The 16,669-nt window shown below is 60.2% G+C and carries 30 protein-coding genes; all 30 read right to left on the reverse strand.

All coding sequences use genetic code 11. The features are described from left to right. Positions 1-3 precede the first annotated feature (3 nt). The 30 genes from Q0931_RS09885 to Q0931_RS10030 all read right to left on the reverse strand — a co-directional run bounded on the left by Q0931_RS09885 (position 4) and on the right by Q0931_RS10030 (position 16,640). Positions 4-267: a hypothetical protein gene (locus tag Q0931_RS09885; RefSeq protein WP_299259748.1), complete on the reverse strand. Its 264-nt coding sequence runs from the start codon at positions 265-267 to the stop codon at positions 4-6. Between the two features lie 32 nt (positions 268-299). Further along, on the reverse strand, positions 300-659 hold the full coding sequence (locus Q0931_RS09890; RefSeq protein WP_299259750.1) for a phage tail assembly chaperone family protein, TAC: 360 nt from the start codon (positions 657-659) through the stop codon (positions 300-302). A 9-nt stretch (positions 660-668) separates the two neighbouring features. After that, a complete protein-coding gene (locus tag Q0931_RS09895; RefSeq protein ID WP_299259753.1) occupies positions 669-1,154 on the reverse strand; it encodes a phage tail tube protein in 486 nt (161 codons plus the stop codon). Between the two features lie 74 nt (positions 1,155-1,228). Further along, positions 1,229-1,594: a DUF3168 domain-containing protein gene (locus tag Q0931_RS09900; protein WP_299259755.1), complete on the reverse strand. Its 366-nt coding sequence runs from the start codon at positions 1,592-1,594 to the stop codon at positions 1,229-1,231. After that, complete coding sequence (locus Q0931_RS09905; protein WP_299259757.1) at positions 1,594-2,082, reverse strand: HK97-gp10 family putative phage morphogenesis protein; 489 nt, start codon at positions 2,080-2,082, stop codon at positions 1,594-1,596. The genes Q0931_RS09900 and Q0931_RS09905 overlap by 1 nt, the downstream gene beginning before the upstream one ends. Then, positions 2,075-2,407 carry a phage head closure protein gene (locus tag Q0931_RS09910; protein ID WP_299259759.1) on the reverse strand — a complete coding sequence of 111 codons (333 nt, stop codon included), beginning with the start codon at positions 2,405-2,407 and terminating at the stop codon, positions 2,075-2,077. The genes Q0931_RS09905 and Q0931_RS09910 overlap by 8 nt, the downstream gene beginning before the upstream one ends. Before the next feature lie 8 nt (positions 2,408-2,415). Next, positions 2,416-2,682, reverse strand: a complete 267-nt coding sequence (locus Q0931_RS09915; protein WP_299259761.1) for a hypothetical protein — start codon at positions 2,680-2,682, stop codon at positions 2,416-2,418. Between the two features lie 60 nt (positions 2,683-2,742). Continuing rightward, positions 2,743-3,069: a head-tail connector protein gene (locus Q0931_RS09920; RefSeq protein WP_299259763.1), complete on the reverse strand. Its 327-nt coding sequence runs from the start codon at positions 3,067-3,069 to the stop codon at positions 2,743-2,745. Positions 3,070-3,132: 63 nt separating this feature from the next. Next, on the reverse strand, positions 3,133-3,534 hold the full coding sequence (locus Q0931_RS09925) for a Rho termination factor N-terminal domain-containing protein (RefSeq protein WP_299259765.1): 402 nt from the start codon (positions 3,532-3,534) through the stop codon (positions 3,133-3,135). A 62-nt stretch (positions 3,535-3,596) separates the two neighbouring features. Continuing rightward, entirely contained in the window at positions 3,597-4,853 is a 1,257-nt protein-coding gene (locus Q0931_RS09930) for a phage major capsid protein (protein WP_299259767.1), read from the reverse strand. Between the two features lie 5 nt (positions 4,854-4,858). Further along, a complete protein-coding gene (locus Q0931_RS09935) occupies positions 4,859-5,563 on the reverse strand; it encodes an HK97 family phage prohead protease (RefSeq protein ID WP_299259769.1) in 705 nt (234 codons plus the stop codon). Beyond that, a complete protein-coding gene (locus Q0931_RS09940) occupies positions 5,553-6,827 on the reverse strand; it encodes a phage portal protein (protein WP_299259771.1) in 1,275 nt (424 codons plus the stop codon). Before Q0931_RS09940 ends, Q0931_RS09935 begins: the two co-directional genes overlap by 11 nt. Continuing rightward, positions 6,827-8,551, reverse strand: a complete 1,725-nt coding sequence (locus tag Q0931_RS09945) for a terminase TerL endonuclease subunit (protein WP_299259773.1) — start codon at positions 8,549-8,551, stop codon at positions 6,827-6,829. The genes Q0931_RS09940 and Q0931_RS09945 overlap by 1 nt, the downstream gene beginning before the upstream one ends. Positions 8,552-8,554: 3 nt before the next feature. Beyond that, on the reverse strand, positions 8,555-9,001 hold the full coding sequence (locus tag Q0931_RS09950) for a phage terminase small subunit P27 family (RefSeq protein WP_299259775.1): 447 nt from the start codon (positions 8,999-9,001) through the stop codon (positions 8,555-8,557). Between the two features lie 147 nt (positions 9,002-9,148). After that, positions 9,149-9,559 (reverse strand): HNH endonuclease, encoded by a 411-nt coding sequence (locus Q0931_RS16740; RefSeq protein WP_366941603.1) that lies wholly within the window; start codon positions 9,557-9,559, stop codon positions 9,149-9,151. Then, positions 9,495-9,731 (reverse strand): hypothetical protein, encoded by a 237-nt coding sequence (locus Q0931_RS09960; protein ID WP_299259777.1) that lies wholly within the window; start codon positions 9,729-9,731, stop codon positions 9,495-9,497. Before Q0931_RS09960 ends, Q0931_RS16740 begins: the two co-directional genes overlap by 65 nt. Before the next feature lie 11 nt (positions 9,732-9,742). Beyond that, complete coding sequence (locus tag Q0931_RS09965) at positions 9,743-10,210, reverse strand: 3TM-type holin (RefSeq protein ID WP_299259779.1); 468 nt, start codon at positions 10,208-10,210, stop codon at positions 9,743-9,745. Positions 10,211-10,212: 2 nt separating this feature from the next. Then, the gene (locus Q0931_RS09970; protein WP_299259781.1) at positions 10,213-10,647 is read right to left on the reverse strand and encodes a hypothetical protein; all 435 of its coding nucleotides are present in this window, start codon (positions 10,645-10,647) and stop codon (positions 10,213-10,215) included. After that, a complete protein-coding gene (locus Q0931_RS09975) occupies positions 10,644-10,988 on the reverse strand; it encodes a hypothetical protein (RefSeq protein WP_299259782.1) in 345 nt (114 codons plus the stop codon). Before Q0931_RS09975 ends, Q0931_RS09970 begins: the two co-directional genes overlap by 4 nt. Before the next feature lie 9 nt (positions 10,989-10,997). Continuing rightward, the gene (locus tag Q0931_RS09980; RefSeq protein WP_299259783.1) at positions 10,998-11,315 is read right to left on the reverse strand and encodes a hypothetical protein; all 318 of its coding nucleotides are present in this window, start codon (positions 11,313-11,315) and stop codon (positions 10,998-11,000) included. Beyond that, a complete protein-coding gene (locus Q0931_RS09985; RefSeq protein WP_299259785.1) occupies positions 11,312-11,827 on the reverse strand; it encodes a lysozyme in 516 nt (171 codons plus the stop codon). The genes Q0931_RS09980 and Q0931_RS09985 overlap by 4 nt, the downstream gene beginning before the upstream one ends. Before the next feature lie 242 nt (positions 11,828-12,069). Next, the gene (locus Q0931_RS09990) at positions 12,070-12,672 is read right to left on the reverse strand and encodes a hypothetical protein (RefSeq protein ID WP_299259787.1); all 603 of its coding nucleotides are present in this window, start codon (positions 12,670-12,672) and stop codon (positions 12,070-12,072) included. Beyond that, positions 12,669-13,151, reverse strand: a complete 483-nt coding sequence (locus tag Q0931_RS09995) for a VRR-NUC domain-containing protein (protein ID WP_299259789.1) — start codon at positions 13,149-13,151, stop codon at positions 12,669-12,671. The genes Q0931_RS09990 and Q0931_RS09995 overlap by 4 nt, the downstream gene beginning before the upstream one ends. Beyond that, the gene (locus tag Q0931_RS10000) at positions 13,148-13,486 is read right to left on the reverse strand and encodes a dATP/dGTP diphosphohydrolase domain-containing protein (protein ID WP_299259791.1); all 339 of its coding nucleotides are present in this window, start codon (positions 13,484-13,486) and stop codon (positions 13,148-13,150) included. Before Q0931_RS10000 ends, Q0931_RS09995 begins: the two co-directional genes overlap by 4 nt. Next, entirely contained in the window at positions 13,483-13,764 is a 282-nt protein-coding gene (locus Q0931_RS10005) for a hypothetical protein (RefSeq protein WP_299259793.1), read from the reverse strand. The genes Q0931_RS10000 and Q0931_RS10005 overlap by 4 nt, the downstream gene beginning before the upstream one ends. Then, on the reverse strand, positions 13,761-14,033 hold the full coding sequence (locus tag Q0931_RS10010) for a hypothetical protein (RefSeq protein WP_299259795.1): 273 nt from the start codon (positions 14,031-14,033) through the stop codon (positions 13,761-13,763). The genes Q0931_RS10005 and Q0931_RS10010 overlap by 4 nt, the downstream gene beginning before the upstream one ends. Continuing rightward, the gene (locus Q0931_RS10015) at positions 14,030-14,815 is read right to left on the reverse strand and encodes a BRO family protein (protein ID WP_299259797.1); all 786 of its coding nucleotides are present in this window, start codon (positions 14,813-14,815) and stop codon (positions 14,030-14,032) included. Before Q0931_RS10015 ends, Q0931_RS10010 begins: the two co-directional genes overlap by 4 nt. A 1-nt stretch (position 14,816) precedes the next feature. Next, positions 14,817-15,464 (reverse strand): replication protein P, encoded by a 648-nt coding sequence (locus Q0931_RS10020; protein WP_299259799.1) that lies wholly within the window; start codon positions 15,462-15,464, stop codon positions 14,817-14,819. Further along, on the reverse strand, positions 15,436-16,347 hold the full coding sequence (locus Q0931_RS10025; protein ID WP_299259801.1) for a DnaT-like ssDNA-binding domain-containing protein: 912 nt from the start codon (positions 16,345-16,347) through the stop codon (positions 15,436-15,438). The genes Q0931_RS10020 and Q0931_RS10025 overlap by 29 nt, the downstream gene beginning before the upstream one ends. Beyond that, positions 16,347-16,640 (reverse strand): hypothetical protein, encoded by a 294-nt coding sequence (locus Q0931_RS10030; protein ID WP_299259803.1) that lies wholly within the window; start codon positions 16,638-16,640, stop codon positions 16,347-16,349. Before Q0931_RS10030 ends, Q0931_RS10025 begins: the two co-directional genes overlap by 1 nt. Between the last annotated feature and the right edge of the window lie 29 nt (positions 16,641-16,669).

Genomic DNA, 16,669 nt, shown 5'->3' on the forward strand with positions numbered 1-16,669 from the left:
CCGTTAACGCCAGGCATCCATGGCCTGATCCAGCGATATTGCCGGCTCTGATTCATGCGGCATGAAGTCGTACAACTTCACGGGGTCCGCATCCTTCTTCTTGTGTGCGTTGGTATAGAGCGCGGCCAGCAGCGCCGAGCCGCGCTCTATGCGCATGCCGGCATGCATCGTGCCGCGCTTCTGCCGATAGGCCACCCAGCTCAAAAACTCCGGGTAGCTGATGTTGCGCTGGGCCTCTTCGATCGTGCGGCCGCCGATACCGCACATGACCAGCTCGTGCCATATCTCGTCAGTGGCGGTCAGCTCTTCGGCGTCTGGCGCTTTCCCAGGCCGGACACATCACCGATGACACGCAGCAGCTCCATCGTCAGCCCATGATTGAGCGGGCCGCGTTCCGGGTCTGCCTCGCCGGTGATGTCACTGGCCTTGAAGATCGGATTGCCATCTTCATCGCAGATGCAGTACGCAATGCGCGCCGCGCCGGCATCGCCGCCAGCACGTACCGAACTGATGTCGCTCATCGCGGTGTGATAGGAGAGCGGGCGCACATGCACCGTGGCCGTGTGCGTTTCGTCGCCCTGCTTCCATTCAATGTCGCGCTCTACCAGGGCGCCACTGAAGGCGCCCATATCCTTGAGATTGTCGAGAGTCAGTTTCATGGGTGTGCCTTATTCAGCAGCAGCTGCCTTCGGAATCCATGCGGACCCGCCTGAGCGCTGAATGGTTGCGGCCGTGGCCACGACCGAATTGCTCTGGAAGTCGAACGGGAAGTCGGAGACGTAACCCTCGAACACGAACCACGTCCGGGTGGTCGGCAGCTCGAAGTCGGTGCCTTCAGCATTGACGGTCGGGGCCTCGGTGCCGTCTGACCAGCCGACTGCCCACTTCACATCACCAATGGTGCGGCTTTCGGACAGCTCATGCAGACGGATGTGGCTGGCATACTGCGGGTCAGCGTTGACGCCCAACGATGCCTGCCCCGGGGTGCGCAGGCCGCGCTTGTAGGTGCGGTCCTGATCTTCGAGGCAGGTTGTTTCGATCTGGTCGGCAGGCGCGCCGGCAGGGTTGAACGATGTGGCGCACTCGACCGTAACGACTTCACCGGTCTCGGGGTCCAGAAAGTAGATGTTGGTGCCTTGGGCCAGCAAAGCCATGGTGTTCTCCTATGCCCCGGCGGGGCGTTCTTGGGGCGTAAAAAAACCCGCCGCGGCGGGGTCTTCTGGGGAAGTCAGCGTGGCGTCAGCCAGTCGACATCAAAACTGATGTGGTAATTGCGGGTGTCGGGGTCTCTGTCCTGCCCGCCCCAGCGCGTGATGTGCGCTCGAAGCTCGATGGCATCGCGTACCGCGCGGGCTGCATCAATGACGCTGTTGGCATCAGAGCCGTACACATCGACCTGCAGGCCGAAACCATCAATGTCGGGCCGACCGGCCAGGTAATTCTCGGGTGAGCCGGTGATGACACGCCAGACGGCATAGGGATGCGCGACATCCTGCGGCGCTTCGCCGAACGGGTAGAAGCGCACCGGGGCGGCACCGAGTACCGCAGTAGCAGCAGGCGCACTGGCGACGGCCTTGAAAATCGGTGGGTACATCAGCCGCCTCCGTTCTGCTTTCTGGCACGTTTGAGTGCGCGGTCGACAGCCTTTGAATACTGCTCAACAAATTCATTGGTGACCGGCTGCAGGTTGTCGGCCAACGCAGGGCGCAGGAACGGTTCAGCGGGCATCTTCTCGGTGCCCAGCTCCAGCAGGCGCCAGTGTGGTGTTTCACCACCTGCGCCAGTATCCGGATTGCCCTTTCGCAGTTTGCCGCCACCGAGTATGCCGAGCCGAAAATGCAGGTCACCGGTCTGCTTGAACGTTTTGCCACTCCAGCGCACCGCGACGTTATCGGCGATCTTTCGGCCAGTCTCGGGGTCATCCAGTCGAGAGGCATTCTCTCTGGCCTGCTCGGCCACCAGCTGGGCGGCCTTGCGCAGCGCGAACCGGCCGCCCTTGTACTTGATGTCCTGAGAGACGCCCTCGAGCTTGGCGTTCAGAGAATTGACGCCTTCGATTTCAAAGCTGATGGAGTCAGCCATCGTTGACGCCTCCAGAGACGGGCATGGTCAGATACTGCCGGCCGGTGCGGGGATCAGGCAGCACGCCTTCAATGTTGTAAACCAGACCGCGGTGCAGGATGCGCATGGTGGCGTCCAGCCCGGCGCGGTACCGAATGGTGATGCGAGCGGTAATTTCAGCCTGCTCGCCGCGGGAAGCAATGAACTCCCGAACGCTCAGCGGCTCGACGTTGGCCCAGACGGTGACCAGATCAGACCAACCCTCGACCATGGCGCCGGTATCCGGATCCTGCACGGCCGAGCGGTGCTGAATGGTGATGCGGTGACGCAGTGTGCCGGCGCGCATGGCTTACCTCACAATTCCCGGGGCGGTGGCTTTTCAGGCAGTGAATGCATGGGAGGCGGATCAGGCTGATAACCGCCAGAATTGCGCGGCGTGCCATCCAGATAATGAGCAGGCGGCGCATCATTGCCAGCGCCCTCATCTGCCAACGCTTCCACCATCTGCAGGTTGATCTCTGCCAGCCGGTTGATAGACGCCGTCTGTTCCCGGATCGCCTCGGTCTGCTCTCGAAGGGCGTTCAGAATCATTTTCTGGAAACGTTCGCTTGATGCGGTCACGGGCAATACCTCTCCATTTGTTGAGCCATGCGCGGCGACGCTCACATCCCGGGCAGGCCATCAGACGCCGAGCCTTCGATGTGGCCACAGCAGCATTGGCACCGCCATGGGTGTTTCTGTGATAGACACGCCCGGTGTCACCGCCTCGCGGTTTTCGTACCAGTGCCCGACCAGCAGCAGCATGGCCGTCGTGATGTCGTCATCCAGTAGCAGGGCTTTCGGGTCATCGAAATAACCCGCTTGCTGGTCCGTGGCGTACAGAGTGCGATCGGTATAGTTCTCAACGTGACGCTTGGCGGCACCTGCATAGATGTCGAGCAGGTCGTTGTCGTCGTCGAAGTCTGTCTCGAGCCGCAGATGCTGTTTCATGGTTTCAAGGTCGAGCATTGCGACTCCCGGAAATGAGAGAGCCGCCCGGGTAGGCGGCTCTGATGGTGGTGCGGGCCGGTGTTATTCGCCGGCCTTCTGCTTTTCTTCAATGGCCGCGGCCAGCGCTTCGGGCTCAAGCTCGGCGGCGTTCTCGATTTCGAGCGACTCCGCCAGCTTCAGCTGCTCGTCACGCTGCGCCTGCTCGCCCTGCTTTGCCTTGATGGCTTTCTCGAGATCGGCCTTTTTCATCTTCGGCGCATCTTCAATGCCCAGGGCTTGTGCCTCGGAACGCAGATCATCGATTGTCGGGGCCTTGCTGCCGCCGGTTTTCGTTTCGGGCTCTACCGGTTTGACCTCGTATTGAGAAGCCAGCCCCAGCCGGATCAGGTCTTTGGCGCGATCAGTTTCAACATCCTTCAATCGTTGACCTGCCCTTACCAGACCTTCCTTGCCGTTAAACGTTTTGAGTGCTGTCAGATCCATCAGCGATCAGGGCGCGTCTCCGCGCCCTGCTCCATGGTTAAGTGCTGCGATATGGTGGCCTATCAGGCACCAGCGCTTGTGTCGGGGAAAGAGCCGACCACGAACGACTCGGGGCGGTAGACGCACATCGCCAGGCGCTCCTCGGCGCGCACCGTCACCATGTTGCGCACGAAGTTGTCACGATCTTCAGTGGACACTTCGACAGTGGTGGTTTCGCGATCAAAGATCTGCGCTGCCATATTGAAAGCACCGACCATCATTTGCCCTTCGGGCATGGCCGTGGTTTCAACCACCGGAAGGCCCCACAGTCGCGGCTGGGTCTGGGCTGTCGGATTGGCGAAAACGTAAGCGTTATCGTCAGTCTTGGTCAGCTCGATACGCTCCCAGTCAGTCGGGTGCAGCACGATACCGCTGGCGCGATACTCAGCCAGGCGCACCTGCAGGATTGCGTGACGGATAGCATCGATACGCGTATCGCCAGCCTTGTTGAGGCCAGTGTTGTAGCTCGTGGCCTGCGGGATAAGACCGAGGATGTTCTGACCGGTGCCGTCACCCAGCAGCAGCTGCTCTTCTTCGACGTAGGTCAGGCCGTAGCGCAGACGCCCGTCGATGTAGCTGGCCAGCTGCGGGGCATCATCCAGAATCTGCTTGGTCGCCGGAATCCAGTGCGCGATCGTGCGAACGTTGGCCGTGGCCAGTTCGAACGCCATGTCGGACTGGGCCTTGAGCTCACCTTCAACCTGCGGCGCAGCATTGTTGGTGAAGCCGGTTTCGCGCACATACTCGATGGCGTTGGAGGTGGTGCGCCCCGGCATGATCAGATCGCGGATGGTCGCAACACGATCAGGCTGGGCCACAATGCCAGGCAGGCGCTCAGTGACCACCATGTCGGCCGCAGAGTCCGGAGCACTGGTGATTGCCTTGACGTCGATGCGGCCAGTACGGCCGACACGACCTTCTGCCATTGATTTGAAAGAATCAGTCTCAACGACCGAGTGGCCCCAGGTCTTGGTCCTGGCTTCCGGCTTTCCGCGGCGCGCGCCCTTCTGCTCAAGCGCCGTCAGGCGCTCCTGCATCTCGCTACCGGACTTGGCCAGCAGCTCCAGCGCGCCCTTGGTGTCGTCGGCAATTTTGCCGGTTTCCTTGATTTCTTTCTGAGCGTTTTCGCAGAAGGTTTTAATCTCCTGATCACGCTGGTTAAGCGCATCGATCAGGCCTTTCATTTCAAGGTTGTCCTGATTGTTGTCGTCGCCGTTATCACCGCCACCGCTCTTGCGGTTCAGGGAACGACCGTGCGGGAATTTTTGATGCATGCCCATGAGCTTTATTCCTTAAATTTCGGGAGTGAGAAGCCAGAGAGCGCTGCCTGCAGCGCCTTCAGGTCTTCGGGATTGGATTGCTTCGCCTCGCCCGCGGACTCACTCCGGAGCAGATGGGACAGGCCACGGTTGGCGATCACCGCAGACTGCGACTTCGAGAAGCCTGCCTCACGCAGGAACCGCTCGAAGTCAGGAAGGGATGGCAGGTCACCATGAGCGATGGCGAACTTGACCGCCTCGATGCGTGCTTCATCGTTGGCCGGGAACGTGACCAGTGAGATCTCCATCAGGTCCAGCTCTTTGAGCCGGCGCACCCGGTCGACCTCGTCAAAGGTGTCATCCATCACGTAGTAGCCGATCGATAAACCGGACACCGCCTCGGCCTTCATCAAGGCGTGAGCCTCACCGGCCTGGCGCACCGTGTCCTTGAGTAGACGGCCTTCGACGTAAAGGCCGCGCTCATCTTCGACCAGCTTGTCGTAAACGCCGATCGGCTCGCCCTGCCGGTGCTGCCACAACACGGGCACCTTGCGGCCGGTGGCCTTGATGCGCTCGAGAGACTTTGCGAAAGCGCCCGGCATGACCACTTCGCCGTAGCTGTCGGCATTGCCGAATACGCTGCCGTAGCCACTAAAAAAGCCGTCATCGTTGACGGCTTTGATAGAGAGCTCGAAGTCTCGAACCTTGAGCGATGCTTTTTTACGGTTCACGTGGCGGCTCCTCTTCTTTTAGCCACGCACGCAGCGCAGCCTTTGCCTGCTGGTCGTCAGTGTTCTGACCCAGCGCGGAAAGATTGATCATGTTGGATTGGACGGTCAGGGTGTCGCCGCCAGGCTGAGGCGGCAGATTTTCCCGCGCCCTGATCTCGTTGCGGGTATTGATGCCGTTCTGAGCCATCTGGCTGTAAAGCGCGGCACGTCCCGCACTGTCAGCACGCAGCAGGCCTTCAAGATTGAACTCGGCAAAGTAGCGCTTGCGCTCGGCCGGCGTCAGCAGCTGACGCTTAACCGCCTGCTCGATGCGCGTCAGATACGGTCGCAGCGAGTAGGTCAGAAACGCGATGTTCTGCTGCTCAAGGCCGGTGCCCCACGTCGTGCTTTTCTCGGTGTGACCAATCATCCAAGGCGGCACGCGGAACCAGCGGCAGATCTCCTCGATGTTGAAGGCGCGCGTCTGAAGCATCTGCGCGTCTTCGGGCTTCATCGTCAGTGGCTGGTAGGTGAAGCCGCCCTCAAGAAGCAGGGTCTTTCCGGCGTTATTCGAACCGGTGAATTCCTGAAGGCTTTGCCTGAAGGTGTCGCGTTGTTCTTTGGTGAGCTGTTTTTCTGACTGAACAAACCCGGAGCTTTGCATGCCGTTGGCGAACATCTTGCCGGCGGTTTCTTCAGTGGCCAGCGCCACGCTGATCGAGTTGCGCGCCACACCAATGACCGAAAGGCCCACCCGACCATTCACGCCAAAGCCCTTGACGTGAAAGACTTCGCTTTCGCCCAGCTCTTCGCGGCCATCCGGCCCGTTATAGACAAACAGCAGGTCACCATCTTCGTCGTACTCGGGATCATTCATGTGCTCGGGCCAGAGCGGCTCAAGCGACACGATGGTGCCAGCACCGTTGCGCGTTATCCGTGAGTAGTGATTTCCCCACATTGCGACGTGGCAGACGACCAGCTCCCAGTATTCGACAGCCGTCAGGTCGGCGTGTGGCTGATCATGAAGCAGCGTATAGAGGGTGTGATCGGATACGGCTGACTTGCCGCCGCGCGGATCGCGTTCATAAAGCCCCAGCGGCAAGGTGGATACGGTTTCTGACAGTAGCCGAACGCACGACCACACCGCTGATAGCTGCAGCATGGTTTGTGCGGTGACGCTCTTTCCTGCAATTGAATCGCCGCCGTAGTAGGACCGCCAAAAGCCGCCATCGGTCAGGCGCAGCGTTTTGCCGATCCACTGGCGCGTGGCTGTAAGCAGTCCCATTAAACGATCACCATGTTGTTAATGAAGTCGTCGAGGTCTTCGACGGGTTCGCGGTCATTCGCCATGGCGCGGCCTACTGCCATGATCTGCGCCACGGCACCATCGATTTTGTTGTGAGCGCCCTGCTTGATGGGGCGCACGATGTCGTCGTTACCAGCGAGGTGCTTTCCGATCACGTTGCTGACACACCAGGTCATGATCGGGTTGCCGTCGTGATGGAATCGACCGGCGACGATGGCCGCTTCCAATTCCTTCATTGGGTCCGACATGTTGGTGAAATTCTGCGTGATCGAGATGGGCGACAAGCCTTCGTCCGCCAGCTGGTGCGACAGGTTGGCAGCGCCATGGGGGTCGATCGGGGATTCAAGCGCTGGCGTTTCGGCGTTGGCCTCTTTCGCCGCCTCGAGGATCTCGCGGTAATCGACCTCGCTGCCCTCCGTCGCATCCAGATACCCGGCGTTAATCCAGCCCTGAAATCTCTCGGCCGTGCGGCGGTCGTCATTGTCAAAGGCGGTGTCTTCCGGCACCCAGAAGCGAGGAGCAATGCTGTAGTAGTGCCGCTTACCGTCGATCTCGCGCCAGAACAAGCGCGCCATGCTGTTCATGTCCAACTTGCGGGCAAGGTCGAAGGCGAGGATGCAGTTTTCGCCGGCGAACTGATCCAGCGTCAGCGTTTTGTCTTCGCAGGCCTTCCAGGCTTCCATGTTGAAGAAGCCTTCCTTTGCGGTAACCCACACGCCCAGATGCTTGGTCTTGAACCGATTCGTGAAGCGAGCCCGGTTGATGGCCTTCTGCTGTTGGGCCTTGAGGTACTCGACAGAGACCGAAACACCCGCATTCGGATTGGCCTTGATCAACGCCTCTTCAGTGGTCCAGTCGTCGCCGGTGTCGATCGTATGGATGATGCCGAACAGCTCATCGTCCTGGGTCACGCCGTCGAGCATCTCCACCACGCGATCGCGCATGTCGTAGCAGGGCCCGTCGAGGTTATAACCGGCTGTTGTGATGACCCACATCAGCGGCTGGGTGCGGGCCCCCATGCCGGTGCTGAGCGTGTCGTATAGATTCGAATCGTCGTGCTCGTGGTATTCGTCAACGATGCCCCCGTGTGGGCTGGAGCCGTCGCCCGGGTCACCGATGACAGGCTCGAACACGGAACCATCAGGCCTGATCATCTTCTTGGCCCAGACATCGATGGTGAAGTGCTTGCGCAGGTCTGGCAGCTTCTTCGCCATCTGCATGGCAGGCTTGAACACCTCCCATGCCTGCTTTTCGGTACTGGCACCGCAGTAAACCTCTGCGCCGTATTCGTTGTCAGCGCAGAACAGATACAGCGCGGTACCGGCGGCCAGAATCGACTTGCCGTTCTTGCGTGGCACCTCGACATACACTTCACGAAAGCGGCGCTTCTTGTCTTTCTTCCGGACCCAGCCGAACGACACGGCGTAGATGAACAGCTGCCATGGCTCGAGCTTTATTCTTGCCTTGGCGCCCTGGGCTCGCGCCCACTCGCCTTTCGTGTGCGGCAGCAGCTGGATGAAGTTGCATACCCGCTCGGCGGCATCTCGGTCAAACCGGTACGGATAGGCCGCGGCCTTGCTGCGCTTAACATCGTCAAGATGGCGCTGGCAGGCATTGATAACGTGCTGGCAGGCGAGGATCTTTCCGGCGACAACATCCCGGGCATACTGCTGGGCTGCATTGATGTTGGGATATGCAGCCATAGGTCAGAATCCTGCGAATGCGTTGCCCTCTTCGCCGTCCCCGCCTTTGGCGGCGCCGTTCAGGCGCATGCGTGTGAGAGGATCGAGCCCGAGCAGAGAGCCCAAGCGCGAAAGCTGGGAAACTGCTTTATCTCGAGCGTTGACGACCGGGTGCATTTTCTCGCTGCCGTCAGCCGTGGGAATCGTCAGACCTTCCTTGGCGATGCGCACTTCGGCGTCGAGCATCAACTGCCAGCTATTGCAGTAGGCCTGCAGCAGCAGCGCGTCTTCGATCTCGAATGTGCCGCGATCAATCAGCACTTTTGATTGCTGCTTCCAGGCTCGGATGGCGTGATCGCCCATCAATTCATCGGGCGGGTTGATTCGGGTGATGGAGCTTTTCTGCTGGCCGGTGGTTTTCGGTTTGCGGCCACCGCCGGAAGCGCGGACCGGGGCATTGTTGTTCGCCATGGCGCGCTCCAGGAAAAAGTTCGTTATTTCTCGTGCGTAAAAATATGACTGAGGTGGCGGTGTCCGAGTTCGATAGCCACAGACTTTTGACCCGCCCCCTCCCTCCGGTGGCCTCGCTCACCGTTTCGGTGCATTTCCGGCCTCGAATCAGGATTTCGCGCGGGCTGACTCCGCCTGCGTCTTTGCCTGATGGCATGAACGGCATACGCTAACCAGATTGAACATGCTGTCGGTTCCGCCCTCTGAAACAGGCTTGATGTGGTCAACCTCAGTGGCAGGTGTTGCGCGCCCATTGATCTGACAGGGCTGGCACAAATACCGATCACGCTGCAGAACTGCTTCACGCTTGCGCCGCCACGGCCGGCCACCTCGGCCGCTCTTGCCTTTGCGGCGCTCGTTCCATCCAACAGCCATGTGCTCATGCTCGGGGCAGTAGCCGTGCCGTTCAGTGGTCTTGCCATTGCAGCCAGCAGCACGACAGGGGCGCGGGACTTTACTTGGCATCACCGATCTCCCCGCGCAGCTGGATGCCAAACATCGGCTCACGACCTGACACATGGCAGGCCAGCATGTAGAGCGGCGCCACGACCTTCTCAGCCGCGGCGAATACTGGATGCTTGAACTCAAGTAACGGCGCATCGGACAGCAGGTCACCGGCATAGCACGGCAACAGACCGTACAGCAGCGCATTGTGTGTGAGGCCATGGCGACGGGCTTCTCGCTTACTCATCCATCCCAGCATCACTGAACCCTCGCATCGATCTCATTGGCCAGCCTGCCGGTCTTGGCCTGCTCTTTCGCCACCTGCCCCTGCTGCCACGTGGCCAGCCCGCGCTCAGCGGTCTGGCCCGCAATGTACCCACCGACACCCAACGTCATGAGATCCCACAGCGACTGAGGCAGCGGCAGGGTCAGACCCACACCGAACATGGCACCCAGATACGGCGCCACCAGATAGTTGTTCGCCACTATGGCGACAATGACAAGCATCAGGATCGGGCGCCAATTGCGCTGCAACCATGACTCGCCACCGGCCTCGGCCAGCACCACCTGCATGCGCGCATCAAGTTCCTTGCTTCGAGCGTCAACCAATTGAGACTGAAGCTGGCGCTTGATCTCGTTGGCCTTGTCCTTGTCCTCAACCACCTGATCAACGACACCGAACAGCGGGTCGATGATGGCGCCGATCGCCTTGGTCACGATGCTCATCATCACTCCTTGTCCAGCTTGTGGCAGGCCAGCTGCTGGGACGTTATCCGGTAACCGTTATCACGCAGGATCGACTCAAGTCGGCATCCCTCATGACGCCAGGCATATGCCGCGCCCTTCCAGCTGCGCTGCTGACCCTTGGCGCTCTCAAGCTGACTGGATAGGCTTTGACCCTTCGCCTCCATCTCGCCGGCCTTGGCCGCTTCGTACTGACGCCCCTGCATTACGATAGCCACGGCGGCCGATGCGCCAGCCGCCATGTTCGCCAGACGATCAGCATTCTTTTCGAGCCGTTTAATTTCAGCGTCATGACTGGTCGACTCGGCTTCACGCTCTTTGCGCTCGTCGGCCCAACCGGCGAACGCTACCGAAGAAGCGACCAACAGCAGCGCGATGACCCACAGCGGGATGCGGTAACACCTGACGAGTCGTTTCATTTGCGCGGCCTGCCCTTTATCGCGTTGACGATTGCCCGAGCGACCGTGTTTACGTCCAGGCTCTGAACTCTATCCTGCATGACATGCACGCCCATCAGCGCCATGCCCGCACCGACACCAGACGCGCCCTCAACAGGCAGCTGATACGCACCATCGAATGGCACGCCTGTTGCCCAAATGATCAGCTTGATCGTACAGAAAGCGACGACGGCACATGCCAACGCCGTGTTCCGGTTCCCCATGAGCCATGACAGAGCAAATGCCGGCACAGCGGCAGCGATGCGAGGATCAGAAAACGGGATGGTAAGCAGCGACCACAGCTGTGCCAGTAGCTCTTGCATGAGCGACTCCTATGATTTCGAGCCGCTGTGATCCTTTAGAGCCACATATGCGATGAGGACAACGATCTGGTAAAGGGTTTGGACCGCCATGCCGCCCGCAGCCCGGTAGCCCTCGGCAACGACCTCGGTCACAGTGCCGAGACGCCAGGCAACCATGCCGCACGACACGGCAGCGATCATCAACCAGATCATTGAGCGAATCCATTCGCCGCGGTGCTGGCGGCTATACCTGACAGGCCCATGACGCTTGTACTGCCTGCCATATAGAGCAGCGCTTATAGCGGCCAACGGGATCTGCAGCAAAACGAAGATAGTGTCGATCGTCATGAGAGTTCCTTCTCATACGGCCGGCAGTTTGAATCACCGCACAGCACGAGCTCATCCAGCCAGCTCGACGGGGCCTTGGCCTGAACCGGGGCCAGGAATAGATCACGCTCGGCCGCTCGACGCTTCACCAGACCGTTGAGCTTTACGCCTCCCGCATACACCCAGCGCGGGAATTGATCAGCAGCCCCCTGATAGTCACCGGCATTGAGCAGGCGTAGCAGAGTTGACGACTTGACCGCGGCATTGCCGACGTTAAAGCAGAGCGACACCAGCGCATCGAACTGATTCTGATTGATCTCAACGCTCACCATGCGATCGACAGCAGCCTCAAAGCGCTTGAGATCCGTCTGCAACAGCGACTCGGCACGAGCGCGACTGATCACGTCACCCATCTGAACATTGAGCGTGTGGCCGTATCCGATGGTCGGAACGCCAACACTGTCTCGATACGCTTCAAGCTCCAGCCCTTCAGCCGCCTTGATGAGGTCAAGACCGTTATGACTTGTCCTCATGACAGCCTCCGTTCGATTTCTGGCAAGCGAGCACATAAAAGGCCCGCCGATCGGCGAGCCTCAGAAATAGGCGAGCCCCGACACGGGAATGATCGGGGCTCAGGGGTACGCTTCCGGGAATGAAAGCAGACAGGCGACACCTGCTGACGCAAATACCGCACTGTACAGATATAGTAGCTAACGGTAACAGGAAGCACAATATGTGGTGTGTTTATTTATACAGCTGTACCACATGTTGATTTTCAGGCGGCCAACACCTCCTCCCTCGCAAACGTCATCAACACCTTATCCGCCAGCGCTTTGCGCACTCGCCCCGCCAGCATCGACAGCGCCTTGTCAGACGGGAATGCGTCGAACGGCACGACCAACTGACCGGCGTTTACCTGCAGACGCACACCCATCCCCATACGCTCCGCCAGCACGAACTGGTGATCGACGATCCACGACAGAGTCACTTCCCGCGGCGCACGTGCCAGACGCTCGGCATCGACCGGTCCCTTGGGTGCCGCCGTGGGGTAAGCCGTCAGCATCACCGCCGCCAGCGCTCGAGCCGGAAGATCCGACAGCAGCTGCTGCCCCAGCATCGCAATATGAGAGCGCTGCGCCATATGCTCGCATTCCCACTCCATCGTGCTATAACCGCCGCTACCACCGCCGGGCGGGTTGCCCATGGTCGCTGTAGGCGAAATGCTCGGATACCCGATATGGGTCTCCTCCTCAAACAGCCGGTAATCAACCTCCGCCTCTATGGCCGCCAGCACCAGCTGCTCGGCTGCCTGTTGCCGTTGGGCCTCGGTTGCGTCCGCCAGCCCCAGAATCCTGATCATCGACTTAATGGATCTCATGAGCGCCACTCCGTGCCATGTGCCAGTGACTGCCTTGGGCCGTGTACAGCAGTGGCCGGCATGTTCATGTATTCGCGGATAACCGCCTTGGCTTCCTCAAGGCCACGGGCCAGCACTGCGCAATAGCCCTGCTCTTCCACCGTGGCCAGCCATTCCTTTTGACCTTCCGATGTTGCGGCATGCTTCGGCGGGGTCGCCTTGAACTCCAGATAAAGGCCATGGTGACCACCACGGGCGCAGGCAATCACCAGATCAGAGACACCAGCCCTCACGCCCTGGCGCTTGAACTTCGCGGCCTCGACACGATGACGGCTGCCACCATTGGGCACGGCATAGGTGCAGGCATAGGCCGGGCCAATGACGCTCTGGCGCTGCTTCTCGCCATACAGCCACATGATCAGAGCTGTCTGCTCGGTGCCTTCATGGTCCACACGGTTACGGCGAGCCGGGGCGGGCTTGCGTTGGGTTGTTGTGGTCATTGGGCTGCTTCCTTCTCTCTCAAAGCCGCCAGCGCAAGCTCAAGGCGGAAAAGCACGCAGCAAGCCTCATGAGCCAAATGATGCAGGCCTGATTCAGCGTCATGTGTTTCACCGCGGCTGACGGCCAATGCATGGCGAATGCTGGCGGCCAGGTATCGCGTGTATCCGTTTTCAACGCGCTGCCAGCTGTGGTCAGCATATTTGGCAGCACCAAAGGTCATGACGCGGGCTACCTCCTCTAATGCGTGAGGCATGCCATCAAAAAGCAGGTCAAGGCGCGGCTTGTCGCTGTCGAATTTCAGTCCCACTGGATGCAGTGCCGGTTGCTTGATCATCGGCCCGCCCTCCCTTGCCGGCGTTCCCACGCCTGATAATCCGAAACGATCCGGTCAAACATCTGCGCGGCGCTGTGCGATGAATCCAGACGGCCCCGGCTCTCAACACCACAGGCCTTGCGGATCACGTCAGCGGCATCTTCCTCGCTGTGCGTGCCATCCGGCAGCTGCTCAGGTGCGAGCCCATGACGGGCCCGCTTTGCCTGGTCGAGATAGAGACGAAAGCGCTCGTTCTTGCACATCATCACGGCGCGCTGTGTGCGGCTGCTGGCGGTCATGCAGACACCTCCCGCTCTTGCTCAACCGTGAGAGTTTCATCGTCGCCACCGTCGATCCGCAGCAGATCCCTTTCGAGAAAGTCAGCCTTGCCAGCACCGAAGTGATCGGAGTACACCGCACCCTCTACACACCAGACAGTGCATGGCGGGTCGTCGTGCTCATGCGTGCTGTCATAGAGTACGGTGACAGTCTTATGCCGATTCTCGACGTGATTAACGTGCCCAGTGGTCAGTGCCAGACACCCTGGCTCGATTGGCTTGAAGCTCATGCCGCATCCTCCCGCAGCACGTCCGCCAGCGATTCCGGCCACTTGAGCTGCTGCACCGGTGAACCGTCACCATGGCGCTTGCCGGTATCCATCATCCGGCCACCAGCGGAACGCCCGGCATCCAGCAGCTGCCACACCAGCTTGCCCTTGCCGTCACGGGTTTCACGCTGATAGCCCAGATCACGCAGCACGCGATTGACCGCCACGCCGCTCATGTCATGCGACACGCCCAGCTCGGTCGGTGTCATGAAGCGCTCATTGATCGGGCTCAAAAGGTGAGTAGCACCCAGCTCGCCCAGCAGGTTGACGCCAGTGCGCTTCTGCACAGCCTGATTGACCGACAGCAGGCGCATGTTGTCGTCAAAGCCAAAGGCCCGCGCTGCGGCATCCAACGCACCAGCAATGGCAGACGCCCGGGCAATGTCGGTCAGCTTGTCATCCGGCACTGGGGCGGCCGGTGCTTCATAGCGGCCGTGCTGGCGGATGGCAGGCAGGACTTCCTCGAACACCCAAGCCTCGAAGCGCTCAGCACTGGGGAGCTTGCTGCGAACAATCAGGCGATAAACGTCAGGCTCTCGGATAACGCTGAAGGTCTGCACGCCACTCGAAGTGGGGATGTCCCGTTTCAGGACCCCCTTGCAATGATCCTGAATTGCTTTGGTGGGCCTGGCATATCCCAGAGCTGCTGCAATATCTCGAGCAACAAAGAGCGTGGTGCCGCCATCTTCCTCAACAACGCGAACCGGATGCTGGTCGAATTCAAACGGAATCAGCTGTGTCATCTCAATTTCTCCCCAGTGCGGCACGCAGACCGGCGATGCCGGACGGGCCTTTGTGTTCTGCCGCCAGTCTTGCGGCCTTCTCTTCACCGGCACGGACCGCCAGTTCTGCCGGCGTCATTGCGCGGTCAGATTCGAGCAGTGCACGCGGCACCAGCTGGTCACCGGCCATAACGCGATTGATCAGCGCCTGGTATTCCCGGCTGAAGCGCTTGCCCAGACGTTCGCGCTGGCTCTGCGCCGTGGTCTCATGCAGTACCCGCCAGCCGATCGCGTAACCCGCCAGACGCACAGCCTCATGGCTCCAGCGATGACCGGCCGGGTCATGGGCGTGGTCGTTGGCTTCCTGCCATGCCCTGGACACGTCAGGCATCCCCAGATCAGCAGCAGTCGGCTCACACAGCGCGGCGAACTCCACCGGCTGCGGCGGCCATGCTTCACGACCAGCCCGGGCAGCGTCCTGCACCTGAGTACGCAGATGACCCAGACCCAGCTCCAGATACCGACGCGGCAGGTGGGCAACCTCTGCCAGCCACAGCCCGGTTTCATCCCAGTCGCCCCACTGGCTCACAAACCGGTTGCCGAACATCGAACGCATGGCGTTGAACACGTGATCCATGTCTTCAGCCGTTACCCTGGGACCAGTCGCCATCGAAGGTCTGTCCTGCTGGCTGCTGTCCTGATTCACGCTGTGCAGCGGCGCGGGCTTCCTGTGCAGTTCGATACTGGCGAGGACGTTGCTGGCGGTTTGCATGGTTGCCTCCGGTCTTGGCGGTTGTGCTGGCAGTGTTCTGGTTGCGTGCTGCCTCACGGCGGCGGTTCTCGTGGATCCAGCGGGCAAAGCGGGCTACCCAGGCATGGGCACCAAAGCGCTTGCCGGTGTCGGCAAAGTGGGCAGTGAAGTCCGCCAGCTCGGCGGCGGTGTGCTGGGTGTCCATGGGCAAGCCACGGCGCTGGCATTCGATGGCGAGGGCCTGTTGATCAGGAACCCAGTCCAGTGACATCGGGAGTTGATCAGCACCGGCGGTCAGGGGTTTACCGGAATCATCGAACTGCTTGGCACGTTCGAAGATCGACTGTGACGGCTCGCTCACGTCATCCGCGCCAGAGAGAGAGGGGTTATTGATATTGGTATCTTGATTCGTCGGAGATTTTTCCGACCCTTGACGGATATTTTTCCGACCCTGATCGGATTTTTTTCCGGGGGTCGGAGATTTTTCCGACCCTGCCCGATTCCACTCGATGCCCTTGGCCGTCAGGCGAATGAACGTCTTGTTATCGGTGCTGGTCATGTCGATCAGGCCGGCATCGCGCAGCTGCTTCATGAGGCGATAAACCGTGTCCTGCTTGTCGGTCAGGATCGGCAGCTCTTCGACGACCTTGCCCTTGCCGCAGTTGAACCACGTCACGCCATCAATCTGGCGAGAGTCCGCCCAGGTGGGCACCTGATGGAGATAGGCAAACAGCAGCGCCTGCTGGGCATTCAGGCCCCACTCCAGCGCCTTGGTTTGATTGATAGAGACGATGAATTGCATCAGGCCACCGCCTGCGGGCCAGCGGCCATGCCAGACCAGTAGTTCAACTGAGCCACGTGCAGAGCCTCTTCTGTCTCGGCAGCATGCAGCTGACCCATCGTGGCGCTCTCAATGCGCAGATGGGCTACACGGCGGCCAGACTGCTCGACACGCACGCGGTAATACTCCGCCAGCGCGCTGATCATGCCCGGCCGGTTGTCCTGTTTGGCGTAAAGCCAATGGTCGTTCTGTGCGCGATCGGCATGCATTTGCAGCTGCCGGTCACTCAATGTTGATAGGTCGATGCGTTCCATTCCCGTACCCCTGTATAAACAACCAGCCG

The sequence above is a fragment of the uncultured Kushneria sp. genome, assembly GCF_947497025.1.
In the GTDB taxonomy this organism is placed as follows: Bacteria; Pseudomonadota; Gammaproteobacteria; order Pseudomonadales; family Halomonadaceae; genus Kushneria.